20 protein-coding genes are annotated in these 22,092 nt (G+C 65.5%); 12 read left to right on the forward strand and 8 right to left on the reverse strand.

From position 1 onward, the window contains the following. Positions 1-21: 21 nt before the first annotated feature. Positions 22-1,845 (forward strand): DUF4153 domain-containing protein, encoded by a 1,824-nt coding sequence (locus ASD07_RS23480; RefSeq protein WP_082507533.1) that lies wholly within the window; start codon positions 22-24, stop codon positions 1,843-1,845. Here the strand turns inward: ASD07_RS23480 and ASD07_RS23485 are convergent. Continuing rightward, positions 1,842-2,588: a Mut7-C RNAse domain-containing protein gene (locus ASD07_RS23485; protein ID WP_055935900.1), complete on the reverse strand. Its 747-nt coding sequence runs from the start codon at positions 2,586-2,588 to the stop codon at positions 1,842-1,844. The two genes, ASD07_RS23480 and ASD07_RS23485, sit on opposite strands and share 4 nt — an antisense overlap. After that, entirely contained in the window at positions 2,552-3,493 is a 942-nt protein-coding gene (gene gcvA, locus ASD07_RS23490) for a transcriptional regulator GcvA (protein WP_055935902.1), read from the reverse strand. Before gcvA ends, ASD07_RS23485 begins: the two co-directional genes overlap by 37 nt. Positions 3,494-3,591: 98 nt before the next feature. On the opposite strand from gcvA, the gene yfcF reads away from it, so the two are divergent. Beyond that, positions 3,592-4,254: a glutathione transferase gene (gene yfcF / locus ASD07_RS23495; protein WP_055935905.1), complete on the forward strand. Its 663-nt coding sequence runs from the start codon at positions 3,592-3,594 to the stop codon at positions 4,252-4,254. 48 nt (positions 4,255-4,302) lie between these two features. Here yfcF and ASD07_RS23500 read toward each other — a convergent pair whose 3' ends face one another. Then, positions 4,303-4,719, reverse strand: coding sequence for a MerR family transcriptional regulator (locus ASD07_RS23500; RefSeq protein WP_373922097.1), 417 nt, complete (start codon positions 4,717-4,719; stop codon positions 4,303-4,305). Between the two features lie 31 nt (positions 4,720-4,750). Here ASD07_RS23500 and ASD07_RS23505 point away from each other — a divergent pair, with 31 nt between their 5' ends. Beyond that, positions 4,751-5,158, forward strand: a complete 408-nt coding sequence (locus ASD07_RS23505; protein ID WP_055935908.1) for a hypothetical protein — start codon at positions 4,751-4,753, stop codon at positions 5,156-5,158. Between the two features lies 1 nt (position 5,159). Further along, the gene (locus tag ASD07_RS23510) at positions 5,160-5,549 is read left to right on the forward strand and encodes a VOC family protein (RefSeq protein WP_055935919.1); all 390 of its coding nucleotides are present in this window, start codon (positions 5,160-5,162) and stop codon (positions 5,547-5,549) included. On the opposite strand, the gene ASD07_RS23515 is transcribed toward ASD07_RS23510, so the two are convergent. Beyond that, complete coding sequence (locus ASD07_RS23515; RefSeq protein WP_055935921.1) at positions 5,550-6,512, reverse strand: dipeptidase; 963 nt, start codon at positions 6,510-6,512, stop codon at positions 5,550-5,552. It abuts the gene before it with no gap. 93 nt (positions 6,513-6,605) lie between these two features. Between ASD07_RS23515 and ASD07_RS23520 the strand changes: the two genes are divergently transcribed. After that, complete coding sequence (locus ASD07_RS23520) at positions 6,606-7,862, forward strand: DEAD/DEAH box helicase (protein ID WP_055935924.1); 1,257 nt, start codon at positions 6,606-6,608, stop codon at positions 7,860-7,862. Between the two features lie 125 nt (positions 7,863-7,987). Here ASD07_RS23520 and ASD07_RS23525 read toward each other — a convergent pair whose 3' ends face one another. From ASD07_RS23525 to ASD07_RS23535, 3 genes are read right to left on the reverse strand one after another with little or no spacing between them, the layout of a single operon-like run. Then, entirely contained in the window at positions 7,988-8,647 is a 660-nt protein-coding gene (locus ASD07_RS23525; RefSeq protein ID WP_055935927.1) for a hypothetical protein, read from the reverse strand. Then, positions 8,644-9,609: an MlaD family protein gene (locus ASD07_RS23530; protein WP_055935929.1), complete on the reverse strand. Its 966-nt coding sequence runs from the start codon at positions 9,607-9,609 to the stop codon at positions 8,644-8,646. The genes ASD07_RS23525 and ASD07_RS23530 overlap by 4 nt, the downstream gene beginning before the upstream one ends. Before the next feature lie 4 nt (positions 9,610-9,613). After that, on the reverse strand, positions 9,614-10,381 hold the full coding sequence (locus ASD07_RS23535) for an ABC transporter permease (RefSeq protein ID WP_229207268.1): 768 nt from the start codon (positions 10,379-10,381) through the stop codon (positions 9,614-9,616). A gap of 49 nt (positions 10,382-10,430) precedes the next feature. Between ASD07_RS23535 and ASD07_RS23540 the strand changes: the two genes are divergently transcribed. From ASD07_RS23540 to ASD07_RS23555, 4 genes are all read left to right on the forward strand, one after another. Beyond that, positions 10,431-13,313, forward strand: coding sequence for a pitrilysin family protein (locus ASD07_RS23540; RefSeq protein ID WP_082507546.1), 2,883 nt, complete (start codon positions 10,431-10,433; stop codon positions 13,311-13,313). A 23-nt stretch (positions 13,314-13,336) separates the two neighbouring features. Continuing rightward, the gene (locus ASD07_RS23545; RefSeq protein ID WP_055935935.1) at positions 13,337-14,215 is read left to right on the forward strand and encodes a sulfurtransferase; all 879 of its coding nucleotides are present in this window, start codon (positions 13,337-13,339) and stop codon (positions 14,213-14,215) included. A 37-nt stretch (positions 14,216-14,252) separates the two neighbouring features. Next, positions 14,253-15,626 carry a cytochrome P450 gene (locus ASD07_RS23550; protein ID WP_055935937.1) on the forward strand — a complete coding sequence of 458 codons (1,374 nt, stop codon included), beginning with the start codon at positions 14,253-14,255 and terminating at the stop codon, positions 15,624-15,626. 124 nt (positions 15,627-15,750) lie between these two features. Further along, positions 15,751-16,173: a hypothetical protein gene (locus ASD07_RS23555; protein WP_229207269.1), complete on the forward strand. Its 423-nt coding sequence runs from the start codon at positions 15,751-15,753 to the stop codon at positions 16,171-16,173. On the opposite strand, the gene ASD07_RS23560 is transcribed toward ASD07_RS23555, so the two are convergent. Further along, entirely contained in the window at positions 16,170-17,207 is a 1,038-nt protein-coding gene (locus ASD07_RS23560) for an AraC family transcriptional regulator (RefSeq protein ID WP_055935940.1), read from the reverse strand. The two genes, ASD07_RS23555 and ASD07_RS23560, sit on opposite strands and share 4 nt — an antisense overlap. 68 nt (positions 17,208-17,275) lie before the next feature. On the opposite strand from ASD07_RS23560, the gene ASD07_RS23565 reads away from it, so the two are divergent. The 3 genes from ASD07_RS23565 to ASD07_RS23575 are packed head-to-tail and all read left to right on the forward strand — an operon-like array spanning position 17,276 to position 22,058. Beyond that, positions 17,276-18,883: an FAD-binding oxidoreductase gene (locus ASD07_RS23565; RefSeq protein WP_055935943.1), complete on the forward strand. Its 1,608-nt coding sequence runs from the start codon at positions 17,276-17,278 to the stop codon at positions 18,881-18,883. Next, positions 18,880-20,499 (forward strand): glycerol-3-phosphate dehydrogenase/oxidase, encoded by a 1,620-nt coding sequence (locus tag ASD07_RS23570; RefSeq protein ID WP_082507534.1) that lies wholly within the window; start codon positions 18,880-18,882, stop codon positions 20,497-20,499. The genes ASD07_RS23565 and ASD07_RS23570 overlap by 4 nt, the downstream gene beginning before the upstream one ends. Further along, positions 20,496-22,058: an FGGY-family carbohydrate kinase gene (locus ASD07_RS23575; protein ID WP_055935946.1), complete on the forward strand. Its 1,563-nt coding sequence runs from the start codon at positions 20,496-20,498 to the stop codon at positions 22,056-22,058. Before ASD07_RS23570 ends, ASD07_RS23575 begins: the two co-directional genes overlap by 4 nt. Positions 22,059-22,092: the final 34 nt, after the last annotated feature.

The following is a 22,092-nucleotide window of genomic DNA, read 5'->3' on the forward strand; positions in this document are numbered from 1 at the left end:
ACAAGAGGCTATGATCGATACATGAAGGCCACAACTCCCGAACCTGACCTGCTCGTGCAGGAAACTGTACGCGATGCCGCCGTGACCCGGCGTGTCGGGCAGTTACGCTTGATCGCCGGCCTGATGCAAGGCGCTATATTGTATTTTTTATATCGCGCGCAGCAATCTGGCGCCTGGCCCGCGAATCAGGCCGCACTGTATTTGCCGCTGGTGCTGGCCGCGATCGTGCTGCCGGCGCTGCTGATTTCCAGCCTGGGCCACCTGGAACGGCGGCCATTGGCCTTGTGGCTGGGGGCCGCTGCCGCAGTACTGGCCATGGTTGGCATGCATGACGCCTGGCGCAATGCCCTCGACCACGCGCCCGTGCTGCGCCCAAGCTTCCTGGTGTTCCCGTTCTGCATAGGCTTCTTCTTCGTCGCCCACAGCCTGGTGATGGCCGGTGCACACGACCGGCGCTGGGTCGCGCATTACGCCACCTGCTTTGAAAGCGCCTGGAAGCTCGCCATCCAGCTATTGTTCGCCGGCTTATTCCTGCTTGGCGTGTGGCTGGTGATGTGGATGGGCGCGGCACTGTTTGGCCTGTTGAAGCTGGATTTCCTCGAACGGCTGCTGTTGAAGTCCTGGTTCTCGGTACCGCTGGTGTGCGTGGCGTTTTCCAGTGCCATGCATACCACCGACGTGCGGCCTGCCATCGTGCGCGGCATCCGCAGCCTGTTGCTGGTGCTGATGGCGTGGATCCTGCCGATCGCCATGCTGCTGGTCGGCGGCTTCCTTGCGTCGTTACCGTTTACCGGCCTTGAGGTCTTGTGGCAGACGCGCCACGCCACGGCCGTACTGCTGGCAAGTTGCGCGGTGCTGGTGGTGCTGGTCAATGCCGCTTTCCAGGCCGGCGACGCGGCGGGCGGGCTGGCGCGCATCGTGCGCCTTGCGGCCCGGGTAGCATGCTTCTTGCTGACGCCGCTGGCGGTGCTGGGCGTGTATGCGCTTGGCTTGCGGGTGGCCGATTACGGCTGGACGCCGGACCGGGTGATCGCGGCAGCCTGCCTGCTGGTGGCCTTGTCCTATGCCGGCGGATACCTGCTTGCCGCGGTGCGCCGTGGCGGTCCCTGGCTGGATGGCCTGCGCCAGGTGAATATTGCCGCAGCATTCCTGTCGCTGGCGGTGTCGCTTGCCATGTTCACGCCGGTCGCCGATCCGGCCCGCATTTCCGTGGCCGACCAGGTGGCGCGCCTGGCGCGCGGCGCCACGCCTGCCGACAAGTTCGACTACGGATTCCTGCGTTACCATGGCGCGCGTTACGGCATGCAGGCATTGCAGGCGCTGGCTGCACGCGGCGCAGGTCCTCAGGCCGCGGCCGTACGTATTCGCGCGGCCGATGCACTGGACGAGCGTTATGAGGGCGGGACGGCAGCGCGGGCATCTGCTCCAGCCGCCGGGCCGCCTGACCTCCGCGTGTGGCCAAAGGGCGCGCAATTGCCGGCTGGCTTCCTTACGCAGGATTGGATGAGGACGTGGCAACCGTACACGCCGCCAAGCTGCATGCGCGGTTTGGGCAGGCGCTGTGATGCCATCGTGCTTGATGGCGATGGCGATGGCCGGCCGGATGTGCTGGTGCTGGGTGAGGAGCGCGGCGACGGCGCCGCACTGCTATCGGAGCGAAATGGCAAATGGGAAGTCATCGGCCGGCCGTCAACGGCCCTCGCCGGTTGCCCGCGCTTGCAGCAACGCTTGCGGGCCGGCCAGTTCAAACTCTCTCCCACGCCCTTGCGCGACATCGAGGTGGACGGCCAGCGCATCGTCCTGGTACCGCCGGAACCCGAGCTGCCTGATTGCGCGCCGCGCTAGCCGCCGGCCACGCCCTGGCTCGCCAGCAGCGCCGTCATCCGGCGCCAGTGCGAGCCGCGCCAGAAAACGCCCCGGCAAACGTCGCAAGTCAGGAATTGCTCCTGCGAAGCCCGCACCGATGGCGGCAATTGCGCCGCCACATCGGCCTTCGCCACTTGCCGCAGCGGCGCATTGCAGGCCAGGCAAAGCGTAAACGGCCGCGCGCTGGCTGCCAGGTCCAGGCGCCGGAAGATCTCCGCAAACTGCTCCGCAGGCTTCAACGCCCGCACATAGCAGCCATGCGTGATCCCGCGCCGCTTCAGCAGGTCGCGGTCGCGGGTGAGGGCAACGCGCCCTTCCTCCTCCGACAGCGAGGCCACGGTCGGATCGTCAATCCGGTTGTCATACAGCGTGTCGAAGCCCGCCATGCGCAGCAGCCGCGCCAGCCCGCCCAGATGGGCGTCGGCCACGAAACGCATCACACGCAAAGGTTCGGCGCGCACCCGCAACAGGGGTCGCACGTCGAAAGCCTCGAACTTGGGATAGACCGCCACCCGGTCGCCATCGCACAGGATGCGCTCGAAGCCCGATGATTCGCCGTTGACCAGGATCAGTTCAACCTCGGTATGCGGCACGCCGAGCGCCTCGATCATGTGCTTGGTGGTAGCGGCACGGGCGCACGTCACCGTGAATTCAACCTTGCGACGCCCGCGCGGCAGGAAGTCGTTTAGTTCTTCGTAGAAGCGGAAGGTGGCGCTGACCATGCGTCAGTATAAGGTGATTGCGCTGGCTGTCGCTGGTTCCGGGCGATCTCTGCCTTCAGCCATTTACGGAATGCCCGCACCTGCGGTTTTTGCATGGCGTGTGGAGGGATCACCAAATAGTATTCGTCCGCGCAAGGTATGGCGAGGTCGAACAGGCGCACCAGATGTCCCGAGGCAATCTCCTGCATTGCCACGATATGACGCACCAGCGCTACCCCGTCACCGTCGACGGCGGCACGAATCTGCATGGATAAGTCATCGAACATGACACCGCCGGAGGGTTCAGGCAGGCACAGTTCGGCCGCCTGGAACCACGGTGTCCAGGGGTCCTCCGAACGCAGCAGGGTGGCCTGTTCCAAGTCACTTGGACAGCGCGGCAATTCGCCCTGACGGTAACGCGGGCTCGCTACAGGATAGAGCACCTCGCCGCTCAGGCGCTCCGTTTCCAGCCCGGGATATTTGCCGCGTCCGAAACGGATGCCGATATCGATCCCTTCCTGCGCCAGGTCCTGTAACTGCTGGCCGACTTGCAGGATTACTTCAACCTCTGGATGTTGTTCGATAAATTGCCGCAGCCGGGGCGCCAGCCAGCGTGCCGCAAAGGAGGGGATCGATGTCACGCTCAAGCGCTGCAACCCTTGCTGCGGTCGCAACTCGGCCGCGCCATCCGCCAACTCCGCCAGGCAGCGCGCCACGGTAGCGGCATAGCGTTGTGCCTCAGGCGTCGCAGTGACCTGTCGCCCATTGCGGGTGAACAGTTGCACGCCCAGCTCCTCTTCCAGGGTTCTTACCTGATGGCTGATTGCTCCGTGCGTCAGGCACAGTTCCGCCGCCGCGCGCGAAAAATTATCGTGGCGAACCGCCGCCTCAAAGGCGCGCAGTGCGGAAAGGTTGGGAAGTCGCATGTGAGTGGTATTAGCAAGGCGGTCAAAAATATATCGTTTTGGCTAGTAATTGGCAAGCAATATCATGCGCTTACTGTTAACCAAACCCGAGCATTACCATGAGTTTCAAACTATATGTAGACAGCCAGTTCATCAGTCCTTACGCCATTTCCGCTTTTGTTGCCCTGCGCGAAAAAGGCCTGGAGTTTGCGATCGAGACCGTCGACCTGGATGCCGGCCAGAACAAGGAATCGTCCTATACCGCCAAGGCCCTGACCGGCCGCGTGCCCTGCCTGGTGCACGACGACTTCATGCTGACCGAGTCGAGTGCCATTACCGAATACCTGGAAGAGATGTACCCTGCACCGAGATACCCGAGCTTGTACCCGGTGCAGACGGAGAAGCGTGCCATTGCTCGCCAGATCCAGGCCTGGATTCGCAGCGACCTGCTGGCGCTGAGGGAAGACCGCAGCACCTACACGGTGTTCTACAAACGGGCGGACCAGCCCGAACAGCCGCTCTCGCCCGCCGCCCAGGCGGCCGCGGACAAGCTGCTGCGGCTGGCCGACCGCGTGGTCAACGGCGATTGCCTGTTCGGTAGCTGGTGCATTGCCGACACTGACCTCGCCATCATGCTGAGCCGCCTGGTGGTGAACGGCGACCCGGTGCCGCAAAAACTCAAGGATTACGTGGCCTTCCAGTCTCAGCGCGACTCCTTGCAAGCGTGGCTGAAGAAAATCAACCCGGTGCCATTGCAGCACACGAAGACGTTGGGCACCTGAAAGACCACGGCAGTCGTCAGGGGGGGCGGGCGCGGCGTCGGGCCGGCTCTATGCAACGGCCGCGCCGGCGCGCATCGGGCACTCCTCCATCTGCGCACCGAGGCGGCGCACCAGCTCGCCGCGCAGTTCCTGCAGGCCGCCGATGCGGCGGTCAATATCGGCCAGCTTGCCCTGCAGGGCCTCACGCAATGCCGCGGCGGTGGCTGCGCTGTCGCGGGCCGGGGCCAAGAGCAGGGGCAGGTCGGCTTCGATCTCCTGCAAGGTAAAGCCCAGTGCCTGCGCCAGGCGGATATAGCGCAGCCAGTCGGCCGCTTCCTCCGGATAGTCGCGGTAGCCGTTGACGCTGCGGCGCGCGGCCAGCAAGCCACGCTTCTCGTAATAGCGCAAGGTATCGCGGCTGAGGCCTGTCGCCTCGGCCAGTTCGCCGATCTGCATGCTGCTGCTCCCAAAAAAGTGCTTGACCATGGAGTGTACTCCAAGGTTTAAGCTGCGCAGCATGAAAACCCAAAACATCCACAAGCTGGTGCGCGCCAGCGCCGCCTACGACCTGCTGCTTACCGCACCCTTTGCCACCCCATGGACCTTCGCCCTTGCGCACGGCCAGCTGTCCGCGCTGAATCAGGCGCTGGGCGGCCTGCCGCTGCCGGCCTTCGGCGCCATGCACCTCCTGTTTGCCTGCCTGATGGGAAGCATCGTGCTGGTCTGGTCCTGGCTGCGCCTGCGCGACCCGCAACCGCAATTCGCCACCTACGACGGCACCGCGCGCTTCCTGTTCAGCACCTGGTTTGCGTGGACATTGGCCGGCGGCGGGCTGCCGCTGGTGTGGCTGTTCATCGTCCCCGAGTTCGCATGGGGCGTCGCCCAGTGGTATGCTGTTCCTCCGTTGAGCAAAAGGAGAGGGTGATATGCAAGCGCAACCTTTAATTGCTGTCAGCAACGTCGAGGCAGCCAGCCGCTGGTACCAGAAAACCCTGGGCCTGAAGAGCGGCCATGGCGGCAACGACTATGAGCAATTGCTGCACGACGGACGCATGGTGCTGCAGCTGCACCGCTGGGACGCCCACCACCATCCCCACATCGGCAATCCCGAGCAGCGCCCCTACGGCAACGGCGCGCTGCTGTGGTTCTGGACCGACGATTTCGACGACGCGGTCGACCGCGCCACGGCTGCCGGCGCGACTGTGCTGGAAGGACCGAAAGAGAACAGCAATGCGCAGCACAGGGAGTTGTGGCTGCGCGATCCGGAAGGTTATGTGGTCGTGCTGGCCGGGCCTTACGGCGACGTCGGCATGTAGCTAGCGCCAGGTCTCGCGCGCCACGCGCAGCATATTGCGGCCCAGGACCTGTTCGATTTCGTTGGGCGCCATGCCCAGCTTGCGCAGTTCGAGCGGCAGCGAGCGCCAGGCATAGATCGGCACGAACGAAGGCGAACGGCCGGCGCGATAGCCGGCCGGCTCCGGCCACCACCATGCCGGGTTGAAGCCGCCGGGCGGCGTATCGTCCAGGTCCTTTTCCCTGAAGCAGATATCCAGCCCGACGCCGGCGTGCGCCACGCCCACCAGGTCGGCCACATACGCCACATGGCGCGCCACGTCAGCCGCAGTCGGCTGCTCGCTGCCGAGGAACCAGGACAGGCCGGACACGCACACCACGCCGCCCGTCGCCGCACAAGCCTGGATCTGTTCATCGGTCACATTGCGCCCATGCGGCACCAGCGCGAAAGGATTGGCATGACTGAACACCACCGGCTTGCTGGAAGCTTCCATGATCTCCAGGCTGCACAGGCGGCCGGTGTGCGAGCAATCGACCATGATGCCCGCCTCGTTCACAGCCTGCAGCACCCGATGGCCCAGGCGCGTCAGCCCGCGCGCCGTGTCATGGCAGCCATCGGCGACGTTGTTGTTACGGTTGTAGGAGAACAGCATCTGGCGCACGCCCAGCCGGGCATACACTTCGGCCATTTCCGGCTGCTCCATCAACGGCATTGCGCCTTCCAGGTCGAAGCCGATAGCCAGCACCCCGTCCGCCGCGGCCTGGATCACTTCATCCACGCCGGACACCAGGCGGTAGCGCCCGGGACTGGCGGCAATGGTGGCGCGGTAGCCGGCAATCACCGACATCACCTGCGAAACCGGATTCATGTCGGCGCCCACGTTGACCGACACATAGTTCACGCCCGCGGAATGGAGCTGGCTGAGGGGTGAAAAGTCCGCCTGCGGATGCTGCGGCAGGCAGATGTGGGCGTCCCAATTGATCATTCTTCTGTAAATGTTGGTAGTTTGATAGCAAACGTATAGTCGCATGAAACCCGGCGCAAGGTATACTGCCGGCTTATCCAATCCAAGCACGCCATGACATTCTCCAGCCTGGGCCTCGCGCCCGCACTGCTCAACGCCGTCACCGAGACCGGCTACAGCACGCCCACCGCCATCCAGACCGCCGCCATCCCGCCCGCTTTGCGCGGCGCCGACGTGCTGGGACAGGCGCAAACCGGTTCCGGCAAGACGGCCGCTTTCGCGCTGCCGCTGCTGCACGCCCTGCTGGAGTCGGGCGGCGCCGGTTCCGGCCAGCGCAAGCTGTACGCGCTGGTGCTGGCGCCAACGCGCGAGTTGGCGGCCCAGGTTGGCGAGACGCTGCGCGGACTGGCCTCGCATTTGCCGTCGCCTGTCAAGGTTTCAGTGGCCTTCGGCGGCGTCTCGATCAACCCGCAGATGATGGCGCTGCGCGGCGGCACCGACATCATGGTCGCCACGCCTGGCCGCCTGCTCGACCTGGTCGAGCACAATGCCCTCAAGCTCGATAGCACCTCGGTGCTGGTGCTGGACGAAGCGGACAAGCTGCTGGACATGGGCTTCGCCGACGAAATCGCCCGCATCATGGCCTTGCTGCCGGCACGCCGCCAGAACCTGTTTTTCTCGGCCACCTTCCCGCCGGCCGTGCAGGCACTGGCCGACAAGCTGCTGCACGAGCCGGTGCGCGTGGCCACCATGGACGAAGCGGGCGACACACCCGACATCACCCAGCGCGCGATCGAGGTCGACCAGTCGCAGCGCACCTCGCTGCTGCGAATCCTGCTGAAAGAAGAGGGCTGGCGCCAGGTGCTGGTGTTTGTCGCCACCAAATACGCCTCCGAGCACGTGGCCGACAAGCTGCGCCGCGGCGGCGTGGCAGCGGAAGCCTTCCACGGCGACTTCAGCCAGGGCGCCCGCAGCTCGGTGCTGAACGACTTCCGCGAAGGCAAACTGAAAGTGCTGGTTGCAACCGACGTCGCAGCCCGCGGCATCGACATCGCGCAACTGCCGGTCGTGGTCAACTACGACCTGCCGCGCTCCCCGGCCGACTACACCCACCGCATCGGCCGCACGGGCCGCGCCGGCGCTTCCGGCCTGGCGGTCAGCTTCATCACCCCCGACGCCGAACAGCACTTCCGCCTGATCGAAAAGCGCCAGGAAGTACGCGTGCAGCGCGAACGCCTGGCCGGTTTCGAGCCCACCGAGGAAGCCAAGCCGCTGCCCCCCGGCGCCGACGACGGCACCGGCGGCATCAAGGGCAAGCGCAAGAGCAAAAAAGACAAACTGCGCGAAGCCGCCGCCAAGTCCGCCAGCTGACAACAGCCGCGCTCGTGTCACACCATGGGGTCACACCCTAAGTGTGACACGCTCTCAACAATGAATGTGCTTGAGCTCGTGTCACACTCGGGGTGTGACCCCAAGGTGTGACACGGCCTCGGCTGTTATGGGGTGGTGGCGAGCTTGATGCGGCGGCGCAGGCGCTCGGCTTCGCTGGTGTCGCCGGCTTGCTCGGCGCGCTGCAGCTGGACGTTCAGCCAGGCCAGCACCGCCCGGCGCCAGCCTTGGGCGGAGGCGGTGTTGATGGCTGTCGTCACCAGTTCCGGCGTGGCGCGGTTGGATCGCAGCAGTGCCCCGGCGGCGACCATGCGCGACAGCGGATCGCTGACGGCGGCGGCTGCCGCTGCTGCTGCGGTGTCGCTGGCAGCTGCGGCAACCGCGCGTTGCGGCTCGGGCAGCAGGGCGGCCTCGGATGGCGCGGCGCGGCCGGCGAGGTAGCGCGCGTAAGCCTGGTCGGCGGCCGACGCGTCCGGCTGCAGCGGCGTGAAGCCGGGACATTCTTCGAATACCAGCGCCGCTACCTGCACCGCGCAGCGCAGCAGCTCAATGCGGATTGCCAGCGCCGGCTGCGCGGTACTGCCAACCTGGCTGCGCGCCAGCGCGAATTCACGCTCTGCGACCGCTGTCTTGCCTTCCATGTAGGCCGAGGTGGCGCGCTCGGTTGCGCCGGCGGCGTTCAACTGCCAGTCCGGCACCCGCGGACCGCTGCTGCAGGCGGCCAGCGCAACGGCAGCCAGTATTGCGGCGAATTTCGTCATCCTCATGGCAGCTTGATCTCCGGTTCACTGCGCTTGAACGGCCATTTGCGGTTCAGCTCATTGATCATCTGTTCCACCTTGCGCAGGTTGGCATCGACTTCGGCGCGCAGCGTGCTGAGGTCTTCGGTGGCCTCGCGCGTGTTGGCGCCGACGGCTTGCGCCTCCACCAGCACCGCATCCAGCTTCTTCAACGAGTTGCGGGCATCGGCCAGCAGGGCATTCAACTGCTGCACTGCCGCCTGCGTATCGTTGGCCAGGCCTTTGTCGCCGAATACGCGTTTGTCGGCATTGCCCACCAGGCTATCGGCCTTGACCACCAGCGAATTGGCGTTGCGCAGCAGTTCGCGCGCTTTCTGGTCTTCGCCCGCCAGCACGCCGAGCGCGCCGGCGGGGCCGTTCAGCTTCTCGGTCACGCCTTGCACATTGCGCAGGCTGCTGCCCAGTGCCGATTCCTCCGCCGTCAGCGCCGCCAGGTTGTTCAACAAGTCCTTGGCCGTTTGCAGCAGGCGCGGGATTTCGGCCGCCATATCGCCCACCAGCAGCGCGCGCTCGGCATCGGGCGGCAGCGGCGGGTCGGCCGGGATGCCGGTGAAGGCGCGCAGCTTGGCGCCGCCCACCAGGCTCTTTTCCAGCGTGAAGATACTGGTGCTGCGCAGCCAATGCGCGTCCTTGCTCGGTACGTCGACCAGGATGCGGGCCTTGCCGTCCTGCGCCAGTTCGATGCGCTGCACGCGGCCGATCGGGAAGCCGGCGAAGGTCACGTCCATGCCGACCGCCACGCCTTCGGAATCGTCGGCAGTCAGCACCAGCCGCTGCGTCGGCTCGAAAGCGCCGCGCGCGTACATCAGGTACATGACCGCACCCAGCACCAGTGCGACCAGCAGCACCAGCAGGCCCACGGCTTTGGCTTCGGCGTTATGGATCGGCGCCGGTTCCGGGCCGGCTGCGGGAGGAGTCGTTTCGCTCATATCATCAATAATAATTGCCCATCAGGGATGCTGCTTCCACCACCAGTATCACGGAGAACATGCGCACCATGTCCGCCAGTCCGTGCGCGACGCCGATGCGCCGCAGCGGGCTGGACGCGCCGGTGTAATATGAAGAAGCCAGCGGGATCACCGCCACCGCCACGCTGAAAAACACCACCTTCAGCACCAGGATCAGGCATACGGCCGGATTGAAAATCTGCCCCACCACGCGGGTATAGCCCGGCAGCGCCCACGGCGTGAAGCCATACATCACCAGGTAGGTCAGCACCAGGGTCACCAGGCAACTGACCGCAGCCAGCATCCACACCGCAAACACGCCCGCCGCGGCGCGCGGATAAAATTGGGTGCGCAAGGCCGCACGGGCGTCGGGCGCGTTCCCGGCCAGCCTTTGCTGCGCGAATTCGACGCCGGCCGGCAGGGTGGTGCGCAGCGCCACGAACAGCGCCGCCGTCAGCGGCACCAGCTCCAGCACCAGCACGCGCACCACCATTTCCAGCGCATAGCGCGACAGACCGTAGCTCGCCGAGGTGACAACGACGATACGGATGATGACAAGGCTGATCAGCGCGCACAGCACGGAAAACCAGGCCAGGTTGACGGTGGTGGCAACGACGATCTGTTCAGACAGCATGCGCCGGTTATCGCGCCGGTAGCTGGATGGCGCCATGGCGCGCGTCAGCAGCAGCGCGGCGAACTGCAGCAGCTGCCACCAGCTGGTCAGCCATGCGATTGCAGAGCGGTGAGCGTTCATGGTTGGCATACTAGCATTAAGGATGACCTATGGTGTATCGTACTATGTTATGAAACTCCTAAAACTGCTCCTGGCAGCGAGCTTGCTGTGCTGCTCTTTCGTGGCGTCCGGCGCCCCCGATCCGACTGCGCCGCTGCCGCTTGATCCCCAGATCAGGACCGGCAAGCTGGCGAATGGCCTGACTTACTACATCCAGCAGAACCGCCGCCCTGAAAAGCGGGTGGAGCTGCGGCTGGTGGTGAAAGCCGGTTCGGTACTGGAGGACGAGGACCAGCTGGGCCTGGCCCACTTCACCGAGCACATGGCCTTCAACGGTTCCATCCATTTCAAGCGCCATGAACTGATTTCGTGGCTGCAGTCGGTGGGCGTGAAGTTCGGCGCCGACCTGAACGCCTACACCAGCTTCGACGAAACGGTGTACATGCTGCCGATCCCGGTCGACAAGAAGGAAAACCTGGACAAGGGCCTGCTGGTGCTGGAAGACTGGGCCCAGGGCGTAACCTTCAATGATGCGGATATCGAAAGTGAGCGCGGCATCGTGCTGGAAGAACTGCGCCTTGGCAAAGGCGCGACCGACCGCATGAACAAAGTGCTGCTGCCAAAGATCTTCAATGGTTCGCTGTACGCGCGCCGCCTGCCGATCGGCAAGGAGGAAATACTGAAATCCTTCAAGCCCGATGCGATCCGCCGCTTCTACAAGGACTGGTACCGCCCGGACCTGATGGCGGTGATGGTGGTGGGCGACGTCGACCCGCAGGAGGCCGAGCGCCTGGTCGCCAGCCATTTCTCGAAATTGGTGAACCCTGCCAATCCGCGTCCACGCAAGTACCCGCCTATCCCGGAACGCAAGGAATCGGAAGCCATCGTGGTCACCGACCGCGAAGCCCCGTCCAACCTGGTGACGATCCGTTATCCCTTCATGGAACGCGCCGAATCCAGAACGGTTGGCGAGTACCGCACCCACATGGTGGAACTGCTGTCGGCCGCAATGCTCAGCCAGCGCATTGCGGAACTGTCGCAGCAAACCAGCCCGCCGTTCCTGCAAGGCTACAGCAATATGGCCAAGGCCGTGCACGGCCACCAGGCATTCGTTTCAAGCGCCGTGGTGGGCAAGGCTGGCGCATTGCCGGCCATTCGCGCCGTGGTCGAAGAGGGCGAACGCGCGCGCCAGCTTGGCTTCAGCGCGGCGGAGCTCGAGCGCGCCAAGAAGAATATGATGCGCTTCATTGAAAACCTGCACAACGAGCGTGACAAGACCGAGTCCGGGGCCTATGTGAGCGAGTTCACCCGCCACTTCCTGGATGGCGAAGCGATGCCGGGCATCGAGAACGAATACGGCTATTACAAGGACATGCTGCCGGGGGTGACGCTGGAGGAGGTCAACTCCCAGGTGCGCAGCGCGATCCCGGTCGGCCAGAAGAAACTCGTTATCTTCATGGGCAACGACAAGTCGGGCACTGTGGTGCCGCAGGCGGCGCAGATGCTCGCAACCGTCGATGAGGCCGAGAAGGCCACCGTGTCGGCACATGAGGAAAAGGCGCTGGCTGCGAGCCTGATGTCGCAGCCGCCCAAAGCCGGCCGCATCGTCAAGGAAACCTCGGACCAGCTGCTGGGTACCACCGAACTGCTGCTGTCGAACGGCGTCAAGGTCGTGCTGAAGCCGACCGATTTCAAGAACGACCAGGTCCTGATGGCTTCCACCCGTTTCGGCGGGCAGTCGCTGGCGGAGGAGGGCGATATCGTCAATGCCCGCTATGCGAGCGCCATCCTGGCCAGCATGGGCGTCAACGGCTATGCGCCGCTGGACCTGCAGAAGATCCTGGCCGGGCGCAGTGTGCGCTCGGCTTTCGGGATCGGCGGCGTGTCGGAAGGCTATGGCGGCGGTTCCAGCAGCGGCGACGTGGAAACCATGCTGCAGCTGATCTACCTGCAAATGACGCAGCCGCGCCGCGACCAGGCCTTGTTTGATGTCTTCATCGACAAGCAGCAGGAGCAGGCCCGCAACGCCCAGGCGCGCCCGGAAGCGGTGCTGACGGATACCATGCGCACCACCATGTACGGCAACCATCCGCGGGTAGCCCTGACGCCGCGTCCTGAAGAACTGGACGGCATTCGCCTGGACCGGGTGATGGCGCTGCAGAAAGAGCGCTTGTCCAGCGCGTACGGCATGACCTTCTTCCTGGTCGGCAGTTTTGAGCCGGCGAAGATCAAGCCGCTGCTCGCCACTTACCTGGGCGGCTTGCCGGCAGCGAAAATCGCTACCGAATACAAGGATCGCCATGTACGCCCGGTGCGCGGGGTGGTGAAGAAAGAAGTACGCCGCGGCCGCGAGCAAAAGAGCCAGGTCAGCATCGCCTTTGCCGGCGAGGCCAACTACAACGAAGTCGAACAGATGCGCCTGCGCGCGCTGGTCGAGATCATGCAGATCAAGGCGACGGAAGCCTTGCGCGAGCAGCGGGGCCTGGTTTATACGGCGAACATTTCGGGCGGCATGGTACGCCATCCCTACGCCAATTACACCATCAATATCGGCTTGCCGACTGCGCCTGAAAACGTCGACAAGGCGATCGAAGCCACCTTTGCCGAGGTGCGCAAGCTGCAGGAAAAGGGGCCGGAAGAGGCCGACCTGGCCAAGGTCAAGGAAAACTGGAGCAGCAACTACCGCAAAGCCCTGCGTGAAAACGGCTGGTGGCTCATCAACCTGCAGCAAGCGCTGGTCAACAAGACCGACCCCAAAGTGCTGCTGCGCCAGAACGAAATGATTGCCAGCCTGACGGTTGCGGACGTGCAGGCCGCAGCCAAGCGCTATTTCGACTTCAACAATTACGTGCAGGTGGTGATGCACCCGGCCGAGAACAAGCCCGAAGGCAAGGAAGCCAATCCCGACGCAAAGCCGGGGGCGCACGCCGAAGCTGCTAAACTCGCGGATTAAGCGACATTTTTGAATTGTTTTAAATGCATGGTTTCCGTCCCGACCTGGCGCGCTGGCGCCAGCTCCCATCGCCTGCCTGGCTGGCGCGCCTGCTCGATGGCGCGCCCGTGCTGGGGGCGCCTGGCGGGGCATGGGGCCTGTTCGAGGTAGGCTGCGACAGCCTGGCCGACTACCAGTCCGGCCATATTCCCGGCGCCGCTTACATCGACACCAACCGCCTCGAACGGCAGCCATTGTGGAACAAGGTATCCAATGATGCCTTGCTGGCGCTCCTGCTGGAAAACGGCATCCGCCACGACACCACCGTCATCCTGTACGGCCGCAGTTCGCTGGCCGCCGCCCGCGCCGCCCATCTCATGCTGTATGCCGGCGTAGCCGATGTGCGCCTGCTCGATGGCGGCTTCGATGGCTGGCTGCGCGCCGGTCACGCGCTGGAGCAGGGTGCCGGCCCGTTGCCGCAGGCCGCCGCCAGTTTTGGCGCCGTCTTCCCGGCGCGCCCCGACTTCCTGATCGACACCGCCCAGGCGCGCGAACTGCTGCAGCAGCCGGATGGCGCCCTGGTCAGTATCCGCACCTGGCAAGAGCACGTCGGCGCCACTTCCGGCTACAGCTATATCGATGCGCGCGGCGACATCCCCGGCGCACGCTGGGGCCGCGCCGGCAACGATGGCGATGTGCACAGCATGAGCGAATACCAGCACGCTGACGGAACGATGAAACCTTCGGCGGAAATCAGTGCGCTATGGCGGCAGGCGGGAATTGAGCCATGCCAGCGCACCGCTTTCTACTGCGGTACCGGCTGGCGGGCTTCGCTGGCATTCTTCTATGCCTGGCTGATGGACTGGGAGCGCATCAGCGTCTACGACGGCGGCTGGTGCGAGTGGAGCCGGGTCAATCCTTGACCGGCGCTCCGGGAGCGTTTTCTGAAGGAGGCGCAGCATGGATCACCTGCCTGGTCCCGCCGGTTTGCCGCTGGTGGGGAATGTTGGAATCGATACTGCCCATTTCCACCAGAAACTGGAGCAGTGGGCGCGCGAGTATGGGCCGATCTACCGCATGCGCCTGATGGAGCGGCGCTTCATCGTGACCAGCAGGCATGCCGATATTGCGCAGATCCTGCACGATCGCCCGGACCAGTGGCGGCGCTCGCGGCGCGTGGCCAGCATCCTTGAAGAAGCGGCGGCGGTGGGCGTGTTCGCGGCCGAGGGCGAGGAATGGCGCCGCCAGCGCAAGCTGGTCATGCATGCCTTGACGCCGGAAGTCATCAATCGCTTCCATCCCAGGCTTGCGGCCATGTCCGAACGTTTGCGCCTGCGCTGGCTGGCAGCGGCGGAAACCGGGCAGCCGCAACGCCTGCTGCGCGACCTGAAGGCATTTGCCCTCGATGTCGCGATCGGCATGGCCATGGGCCAGGACCAGGACATGGTCCGGAACGAGGACAATCCGCTGCAGCAGGATATCGAATTCGTGTTTACCCAGGTGGCGCGGCGCCTGGTAGCGCCGATCGCCTATTGGCGCACCATCAAGCTGCCTGCCGATCATGCCACCGAGGCCGCCGGCCTGCGCATACGCGCTGCGGTGGACGGCTTCGTTGCCGGCGCGCGGGCCCGCATGGCAGCCAATCCGGCGCTGTACGACAAGCCGGGCAACCTGCTGGAAGCCATGCTGGCGGCGGCGGACATCCCCGGTTCCGGCATCAGCGACGAGACGGTGCGGGCGAATGCCATCATCATGGTGTTTGCCGGCGAGGACACCACAGCCAACACCGTCGCCTGGCTGCTCTACCTGTTGTCGCGCAACCCGCAAGCTGCCGCGCGCCTGGCCGAGGAGGCCGATGCTGCGGCAAGTTCGGCGCAAATGCCTTACCTGGACGCCTGCGTCCAGGAATCCATGCGCCTCAAGCCCGTAGCACCGATCCTGGGCGCGGAGGCGGTGCAGGACGTGGCGCTGGATGGCGTGCAGGTGCCGGCGGGCACCGTGGCCTTCATGCTGGTGCGCCATTCGTTCGAACGCGAAGTGCCGCTGGCCGATGGGGCCGAGTTCCGGCCCGAACGCTGGCTCGATCCCGCCATGAAGGAAAAATTGGACGACCCCGCCCGCAGGATGGTGCCGTTTGGCGGCGGCCCGCGTTTCTGCCCGGGCCGCTATCTGGCCATGAGCGAGATCCGGGTCCTGCTGTCCATGGTGGCGCGCAACTTCACGATCGAGGCCGTGCCCGGCGCGCCGCCGGTGGAGGAGGTGTTCACCGTGACCATGACGCCAAGCGCATTGCCTGTGCTTTTGCGGCCCTGTTCTTCAGCATGGACAAGATGATCGGCAAGGACTTCGAACAGGGGCTGGCGCAGCTGAAGGCGGCTGCGGAAAAATGACGGCAACAGGAAAGTGCAAATAGCGCAACAGGGCTATACTGAGCCTAAACACTCCGCCGGGGGCTGCCATGAAACCGATCCTTTTGTTCGCCGCAGCCCTGCTGGCTGCCCAAAGTACGCTGGCTGGCCCCTTGCGCACCGACCACCCGATTGTCGGCACCTGGCGTTTCGAACTGCCTGATGGCTCCTGTCACGAAATGTACCGTATCCGCGCCGACGGCTCGGCCCTGATCACCAGCGCTGCCGAGATAGCGGAAACCGAGTTCCAGATCGACGACCAGCCCGACGGCGATGGTTTTTACCACTCCAACGACAAGATCGTGAAAGACAACGGCAAGAAGGATTGCACCGGCGAGATTACCGAGGTCGGCCACATCATCCAGTCCTTCATCGTGTTCCATCCTTCGAACAATATGTTCCTGATGTGCCAGCGGCGCGACATGGGAAGCTGCATCGGCCCCTTTGTCCGCGTGCGCGGCACTGAAATCTAGCGCCCCGCCGTGCGCCACGCCCCCGGATTCATGCCCGACCATTCGCGGAAGGCATGGGTGAAAGCGCTTTGCTCCTGGTAGCCAAGCAGGAACGCAATATCGACCAGCGACAGGCCGGGCTGGCGCAAATAGTCGCGCGCAAGGGCAAAGCGCGCTTCGTCCAGCACCTGCTGGAAGCTGGAGCCGGCGTCCGACAGCTTGCGTTGCAGCGTGCGCGGCGCCAGTCCCAGGTCTTCCGCCACGCTGGCAACCCGCACCTGGCCCTGCGACAGCCGGCGCACGATGGCTTCATGCACCTGTGCCGCGATGCCGGCGTTAGCCGCTGCAGCGCGCTGCCTGAGGAGTTGTTCGGCATGCTGCTGCAGCACCGGATAAAGACTCACGTCCGCATTTGGCACCGGCCATGCCAGCAGCGAAGCTTCGAACTGCGCCACATTGGACATCGCATTGAAACGGGGCAGGGCGCCGAACACGCGCATGTACTCGGCGTGGCCGGCCGGATCGCCGCCATCGTGCATCAGCGACAGTTCGGCCGGCGGCAGCGTGGCGCCTGCGAGCCAGTTGCCGAAGACGCGGATGCCGGCAAACACGCTGTCGGCCAGGTGGCGGTGCTGCGCCGGGTAATTCGAATGCCAGGTGTAGTCGGCCAGGGCGCCATGGACTTGCAGCGTGGAGCGTCCCAGGTCGTGCGCCAGCTGTTCGTAGCGCATGGTCTGCTCAAAGGCCTGGCCGAAGTCGCGGCAGCTTAGCAGGACCAGTCCATACACCGTGTAGGTGCCCAGTTTGACGCGCTCGCCCACGTGCAGGCCGAAATGCGGATCGCCGGCCAGCCGGGCGGCAGTATCGAGCAGCTTCACATAGGTATCGGCCGGCAGGGCTTCCGGCAGCGGCTCCAGGGCGCCGGCGGGCAGTCCGGCGGCCTGCTCCAGCGCCTGCGCCGTCACCCCGCGCGCAGCCGCCGCCTCCAGCACAGGTTGCAGGTAGGAGCCCGCTACGCGAGCAGGCTTGGCATGATCGAACAATTCGGCTGGCATGAAAAAGCAAGACTGGCAGGTGGCGATGGATTAAAGTCTATTGAGCAAAGTATAACAAGGGATTGCACATGAAACGATGGAACGGTTGGGGCGACGAGACGGTCGAGTATCCGCTGCATGATGATGCGCTGGCGTTCCTGGCCAGCCTGGTTGGCCAGGGCCGGGCGGTGCAGGATGCCAGTTTCGACGCCGCTTGCGCTTCGCTTGCCGGATCGCGCCTGCCGCCGCACCCCATGATCGATACGGCACCGGCTGTGCGCTTGCGCAATGCGCTTGGCCAAAGCCTGCCGGACTGGCTCAAGTTGCGCTACGGCCGCATTGGCAGCGCGCCGGATGGCGTGGCGTATCCGGAAAGCTCGCAGCAGGTGCGCGAGCTGATCGAGTACGCGCAGCAGCACGGCGTGTCGCTGATCCCGCAGGGCGGCGGTACCAGCGTGGCAGGCCACCTGACCGCGCCGGCCGGCGACAAGCCTGTACTGGCCGTGAACATGACGCGCATGGGCCGCCTGCACCATTTGGACAAGCAGTCGCAGCTCGCCACTTTCGGCGCCGGCGTGCTGGGGCCGGACCTGGAAGCGCAGTTGCGGGCGCACGGCTACATGCTGGGCCATTTCCCGCAATCGTTCGAATACTCCACGCTGGGCGGCTGGGTCGTTACCCGCTCTTCCGGCCAGCAATCCCTGCGCTATGGGCGCATCGAGCAGATGTTCGCCGGTGGCGTGGTGGAGACGCCGCAAGGGCGGCTGGACATCCAGACGTTCCCGGCTTCGGCGGCCGGCACCGACCTGCGCGAACTCGTACTCGGTTCCGAAGGCCGCATGGGCATCCTGACCGAGGCCACCGTGCGCGTCAGCGCGGTGCCGGAATATGAAGCCTTCCACGCCGTTTTCTTCCCGGACTGGGAGCGCGCCGAAACAGCCGTGCGAGCGCTGGCACAGGCGCGCGGCGGCCTGTCGATGCTGCGCCTGTCGAATCCCCTGGAAACGGTGACCATGCTGGCGCTGGCCGGCCACAAGCGCCTGATTGGCCTGCTGGAAGGCTGGCTGAAGCTGCGCGGCTGCAGCGATGGCAAATGCATGCTGATGATCGGCGCCAGCGGCCCGCGGGCCCAGGCCCGCGCCGCCCTGCGCGGCGCCATCTCGACCTGCCGCGGCTTCGGCGGTGTGCACGTTGGGCGCCGCATGGGCGACAAATGGAAGGAAGGCCGCTTCCGCAACGTCTACCTGCGCAACGCCGCCTGGAAGCAGGGCTATGTGATCGACACGGTGGAGACGGCGGTCGACTGGCCGCGCGTGGCGGCGATGATGCGGGCGGTTGAAGCGGCAGCGACCGGTGCGCTGGGCGGCATGGGCGAGAAGGTCCATACCTACACCCACTTGTCGCACCTGTATGCCCAGGGCGCCAGCGTTTATACGACCTTCGTCTACCGCCTGGGCGGCGACTTTGAAACGGACATGGCGCGCTGGCGTGCGCTCAAGCATGCGGTCAGCATGGCCATTGTCGACAATGGCGGCACCATCAGCCACCAGCACGGCGTGGGCAGCGACCACGCGCCATACCTGACGGCGGAAAAGGGCGCCGCCGGCATCGCAGCCATGCAGGCGCTGTTCTCGCACTTCGACCCGCAAGGCATCATGAATCCCGGCAAGCTGCTGCCGGCGGGGCAGGCAGCATGAAGCCGGCTGCCGGCTACGCCGACGCAGGCGGCGCGCAGCACTGGATGCCGGGCGGCCGCGCGCAGGTGGCCGGCTTGCTGGCGCAGGAGTGGGACTTGCTGGTAATCGGCGGCGGCATCACCGGCGCCGGCATCCTGCTCGAAGCGGCGCGGCGCGGCCTGCGCGCCATGCTGGTGGAGCAGCGCGACTTCGCCTGGGGCACGTCGAGCCGCTCCTCCAAGCTGGTTCACGGCGGCTTGCGCTACCTGAAGGAAGGGCAGTTCGCGCTGACCCGTGAATCGGTCCATGAACGCGATGCGCTGCTGCGCGATGCGCCGGGACTGGTCGAGCCGCTGGGCTTTGCCTTTGGCGATTATGCCGGGCGCAAGCCGGGCCGCCGCGCCTTCCTGCTTGGACTGGCAATCTACGACCGCATGGCCGGGCAGCGCGCGCGCCATTATTTCGGCGCGCAGGAGTTCCTGGCAATGGCGCCGCATATCCGCACCGAGGGCCTGCAAGGCGGCATCTGCTACCAGGACGCCAGGACCGACGACGCGCGCCTGGTCATGCGCGTGCTGCAGGAAGCGCAAGCGCATGGCGGCGTTGCCGTCAACTACTGCGCCGTGCAATCGTTGGCAGGGGCGGATGCAGGGCGCGTGCGCGGTGCGTTGGTGCGCTGCGCAGTGAGCGGCGAAACCCACGAGGTCAGCGCCAGGCTGGTGGTGAACGCCACCGGCGCCTGGGCCGACCGCCTGCACGACAAACCCGCAGCGCGCCTGCGCCCATTGCGCGGCAGCCACCTGGTGCTGCCGGCCTGGCGCCTTCCGCTGGCGCAGGCGATCAGCCTGATGCACCCGCACGACGGCCGCCCGGTATTCGCTTTCCCATGGGAAGGCGTCACGATTGTCGGCACCACCGACGTCGACCACCGCACCGACCTGCAGCGCGAAGCTGCCATCACGCAGGAAGAAACCGATTACCTGATGGCCGCCCTGCACGACCAGTTCCCACGGTTGGCAATCAGCGAAGCCGACGTGCTGGCCACTTACGCCGGGGTGCGCCCGGTGATCGACACCGGCAAGGCCGATCCCTCGAAGGAAGCCCGCGACCACGTGCTGTGGCAGCAGGACGGGCTGCTGACCGTTACCGGCGGCAAACTGACCACCTTCCGCGCCATCGCGCTCGACGTGCTGCGCCACGCGGTGCCGCAGCTGCCGCACTGGCAGCCGGACCTCGCGCCGCAGGCCATTTTTCCGGCCGCGGCCAGCGCCGCCAGGCCGCGGCATTTGTCGCCGGGCCAATGCCGGCGCCTGCAGGGCCGCTACGGTGCGCAAGCCGACGCACTGGTCGCCGCCGCCCGGGAAGGCGAACTCGAAGAAATCCCCGGCACCGAAACGCTCTGGGCCCAGCTGCGCTGGGCCGCGCGCCACGAGTCCGTACAGCACCTGGAAGACCTGATGCTGCGCCGCAGCCGCCTCGGCATCCAGCTCTGCAACGGGGCAGCGGCGGTGCTGGGTCGCGTGCGCGCCATCTGCCAGCCGGAATTGGGCTGGGACGACCAGCGCTGGGCTGCCGAAGAAGCGGCATATCTGGCATTATGCCGATCGAACTACAGCCTGCCGAAAGCACGCGAATGAGCAAATACCTCCTTTCCATCGACAATGGCACGCAAAGCGTGCGCGCGCTGCTGTTCGACCTGCAGGGCAACCTGGTCGCCAAGACGCAGGTGCACCTGCAGCCGGCCTACTACTCCGAACAACCCGGCTGGGCCGAGCACAAGGCCGAAAGCTACTGGGACGCCGTGTGCGCCGCTTGCCAGCGGCTGTGGACCGTGACCGACATCCCGCGCAGCGCCATCGCCGGCGTCGCCGTCACCACCCAGCGCGGCACCGTGGTCGCCGTCGACAGCGACGGCAAACCGCTGCGCGCGGCAATCACCTGGCTGGACCAGCGACGCACCGAGCAAGTGCCGCCAATCGGCCCATTGTGGACGGCTGCCTTCAAGCTGGCCGGCGTGGACGGCACCATCGACTACTTCCGCCGCGAAGCGGAGGTCAACTGGATCAAGGCCCACCAGCCCGGCCTGTGGGAGCGCACACACAAATTCCTGCTCCTTTCGGGCTACCTGAATCACTGCCTGAGCGGCCGCTTCGCCGACTCCATCGGCTCGCAGGTCGCCTACATGCCGTTCGACTACAAGCGCCACGCCTGGGCCGGCGCGCGCGACTGGAAATGGCAGGCGCTGGCCGTGCGCCCGGACCAACTGCCCGAGCTGCTGCAGCCGGGCGAAGTGATCGGGGCAATCAGCGCATCGGCTTGCGCCGCCACCGGCATTCCGCAAGGCGTGCCGCTGGTCGCCGCCGCCGCCGACAAAGCCTGCGAAGTGATCGGCGCCGGCGGGTTGGAACCGCATATCGGATGCCTCAGTTACGGCACCACCGCCACCATCAACACCACCACCAGCAAGTACCTCGAAGTCACGCCCTTCATCCCGCCATACCCGGCAGCGATTCCCGGCGCCTACAGCACCGAAGTGCAGATCTTCCGCGGCTACTGGATGGTCAACTGGTTCAAGGAGCAGTTCGGCCATCTCGAGCAATCGGCCGCGGTGGAGCAGGGCATGCCGCCGGAAGCGCTGTTCGACCGCCTGGTGAACGAAGTGCCGCCCGGCTCGATGGGATTGATGCTGCAACCGTACTGGAGCCCCGGCATCAAGGTGCCCGGACCGGAAGCGAAAGGCGCGATGATCGGTTTCGGCGACGTGCACACTCGCGCCCACATGTACCGCGCCATCCTCGAAGGCCTGGCGTACGCCCTGCGCGAAGGCCGCGAGCGCATAGAAAAGCGCAGCGGCACCAGGATCACGGAATTGCGCGTAGCCGGCGGCGGCTCGCAAAGCGACGCCGCCATGCAGCTCACCGCAGACATTTTCGGCCTGCCCGCAGCGCGTGCCCACGTCTACGAGACCAGCGGCCTTGGCGCCGCCATTGCCATCGCAGCGGGCCTCGGGTTGCACCAGGACTTCCACAGCGCCATCAACGCCATGACGCGCAAAGGCCGCGTCTTCCAGCCCGACCCCGCCCACCGCAAAACCTACGACCAGCTCTACCACCGCGTCTACCTGAAGATGTACAAACGCCTGCAGCCCATGTACGCAGAAATCGCCGCAATCACCGGCTACCCCGAGAAGCTATAAAGGAAAAAGTCGGGGTCAGGCCTGGCAATCCGCC

The organism is Duganella sp. Root336D2, assembly GCF_001425005.1.
In the GTDB taxonomy this organism is placed as follows: domain Bacteria; phylum Pseudomonadota; class Gammaproteobacteria; order Burkholderiales; family Burkholderiaceae_D; genus Rugamonas.

What these genes read in the sequence shown, in the direction of transcription:
- ASD07_RS23480 (WP_082507533.1), top strand. Translation starts at nt 22, where the DNA reads ATGAAGGCCACAACTCCCGAACCTGACCTGCTCGTGCAGGAAACTGTA.
- ASD07_RS23485 (WP_055935900.1), bottom strand. Translation starts at nt 2,588, where the DNA reads ATGGTCAGCGCCACCTTCCGCTTCTACGAAGAACTAAACGACTTCCTG.
- gcvA (WP_055935902.1), bottom strand. Translation starts at nt 3,493, where the DNA reads ATGCGACTTCCCAACCTTTCCGCACTGCGCGCCTTTGAGGCGGCGGTT.
- yfcF (WP_055935905.1), top strand. Translation starts at nt 3,592, where the DNA reads ATGAGTTTCAAACTATATGTAGACAGCCAGTTCATCAGTCCTTACGCC.
- ASD07_RS23500 (WP_373922097.1), bottom strand. Translation starts at nt 4,719, where the DNA reads ATGGTCAAGCACTTTTTTGGGAGCAGCAGCATGCAGATCGGCGAACTG.
- ASD07_RS23505 (WP_055935908.1), top strand. Translation starts at nt 4,751, where the DNA reads ATGAAAACCCAAAACATCCACAAGCTGGTGCGCGCCAGCGCCGCCTAC.
- ASD07_RS23510 (WP_055935919.1), top strand. Translation starts at nt 5,160, where the DNA reads ATGCAAGCGCAACCTTTAATTGCTGTCAGCAACGTCGAGGCAGCCAGC.
- ASD07_RS23515 (WP_055935921.1), bottom strand. Translation starts at nt 6,512, where the DNA reads ATGATCAATTGGGACGCCCACATCTGCCTGCCGCAGCATCCGCAGGCG.
- ASD07_RS23520 (WP_055935924.1), top strand. Translation starts at nt 6,606, where the DNA reads ATGACATTCTCCAGCCTGGGCCTCGCGCCCGCACTGCTCAACGCCGTC.
- ASD07_RS23525 (WP_055935927.1), bottom strand. Translation starts at nt 8,647, where the DNA reads ATGAGGATGACGAAATTCGCCGCAATACTGGCTGCCGTTGCGCTGGCC.
- ASD07_RS23530 (WP_055935929.1), bottom strand. Translation starts at nt 9,609, where the DNA reads ATGAGCGAAACGACTCCTCCCGCAGCCGGCCCGGAACCGGCGCCGATC.
- ASD07_RS23535 (WP_229207268.1), bottom strand. Translation starts at nt 10,381, where the DNA reads ATGAACGCTCACCGCTCTGCAATCGCATGGCTGACCAGCTGGTGGCAG.
- ASD07_RS23540 (WP_082507546.1), top strand. Translation starts at nt 10,431, where the DNA reads ATGAAACTCCTAAAACTGCTCCTGGCAGCGAGCTTGCTGTGCTGCTCT.
- ASD07_RS23545 (WP_055935935.1), top strand. Translation starts at nt 13,337, where the DNA reads ATGCATGGTTTCCGTCCCGACCTGGCGCGCTGGCGCCAGCTCCCATCG.
- ASD07_RS23550 (WP_055935937.1), top strand. Translation starts at nt 14,253, where the DNA reads ATGGATCACCTGCCTGGTCCCGCCGGTTTGCCGCTGGTGGGGAATGTT.
- ASD07_RS23555 (WP_229207269.1), top strand. Translation starts at nt 15,751, where the DNA reads ATGAAACCGATCCTTTTGTTCGCCGCAGCCCTGCTGGCTGCCCAAAGT.
- ASD07_RS23560 (WP_055935940.1), bottom strand. Translation starts at nt 17,207, where the DNA reads ATGCCAGCCGAATTGTTCGATCATGCCAAGCCTGCTCGCGTAGCGGGC.
- ASD07_RS23565 (WP_055935943.1), top strand. Translation starts at nt 17,276, where the DNA reads ATGAAACGATGGAACGGTTGGGGCGACGAGACGGTCGAGTATCCGCTG.
- ASD07_RS23570 (WP_082507534.1), top strand. Translation starts at nt 18,880, where the DNA reads ATGAAGCCGGCTGCCGGCTACGCCGACGCAGGCGGCGCGCAGCACTGG.
- ASD07_RS23575 (WP_055935946.1), top strand. Translation starts at nt 20,496, where the DNA reads ATGAGCAAATACCTCCTTTCCATCGACAATGGCACGCAAAGCGTGCGC.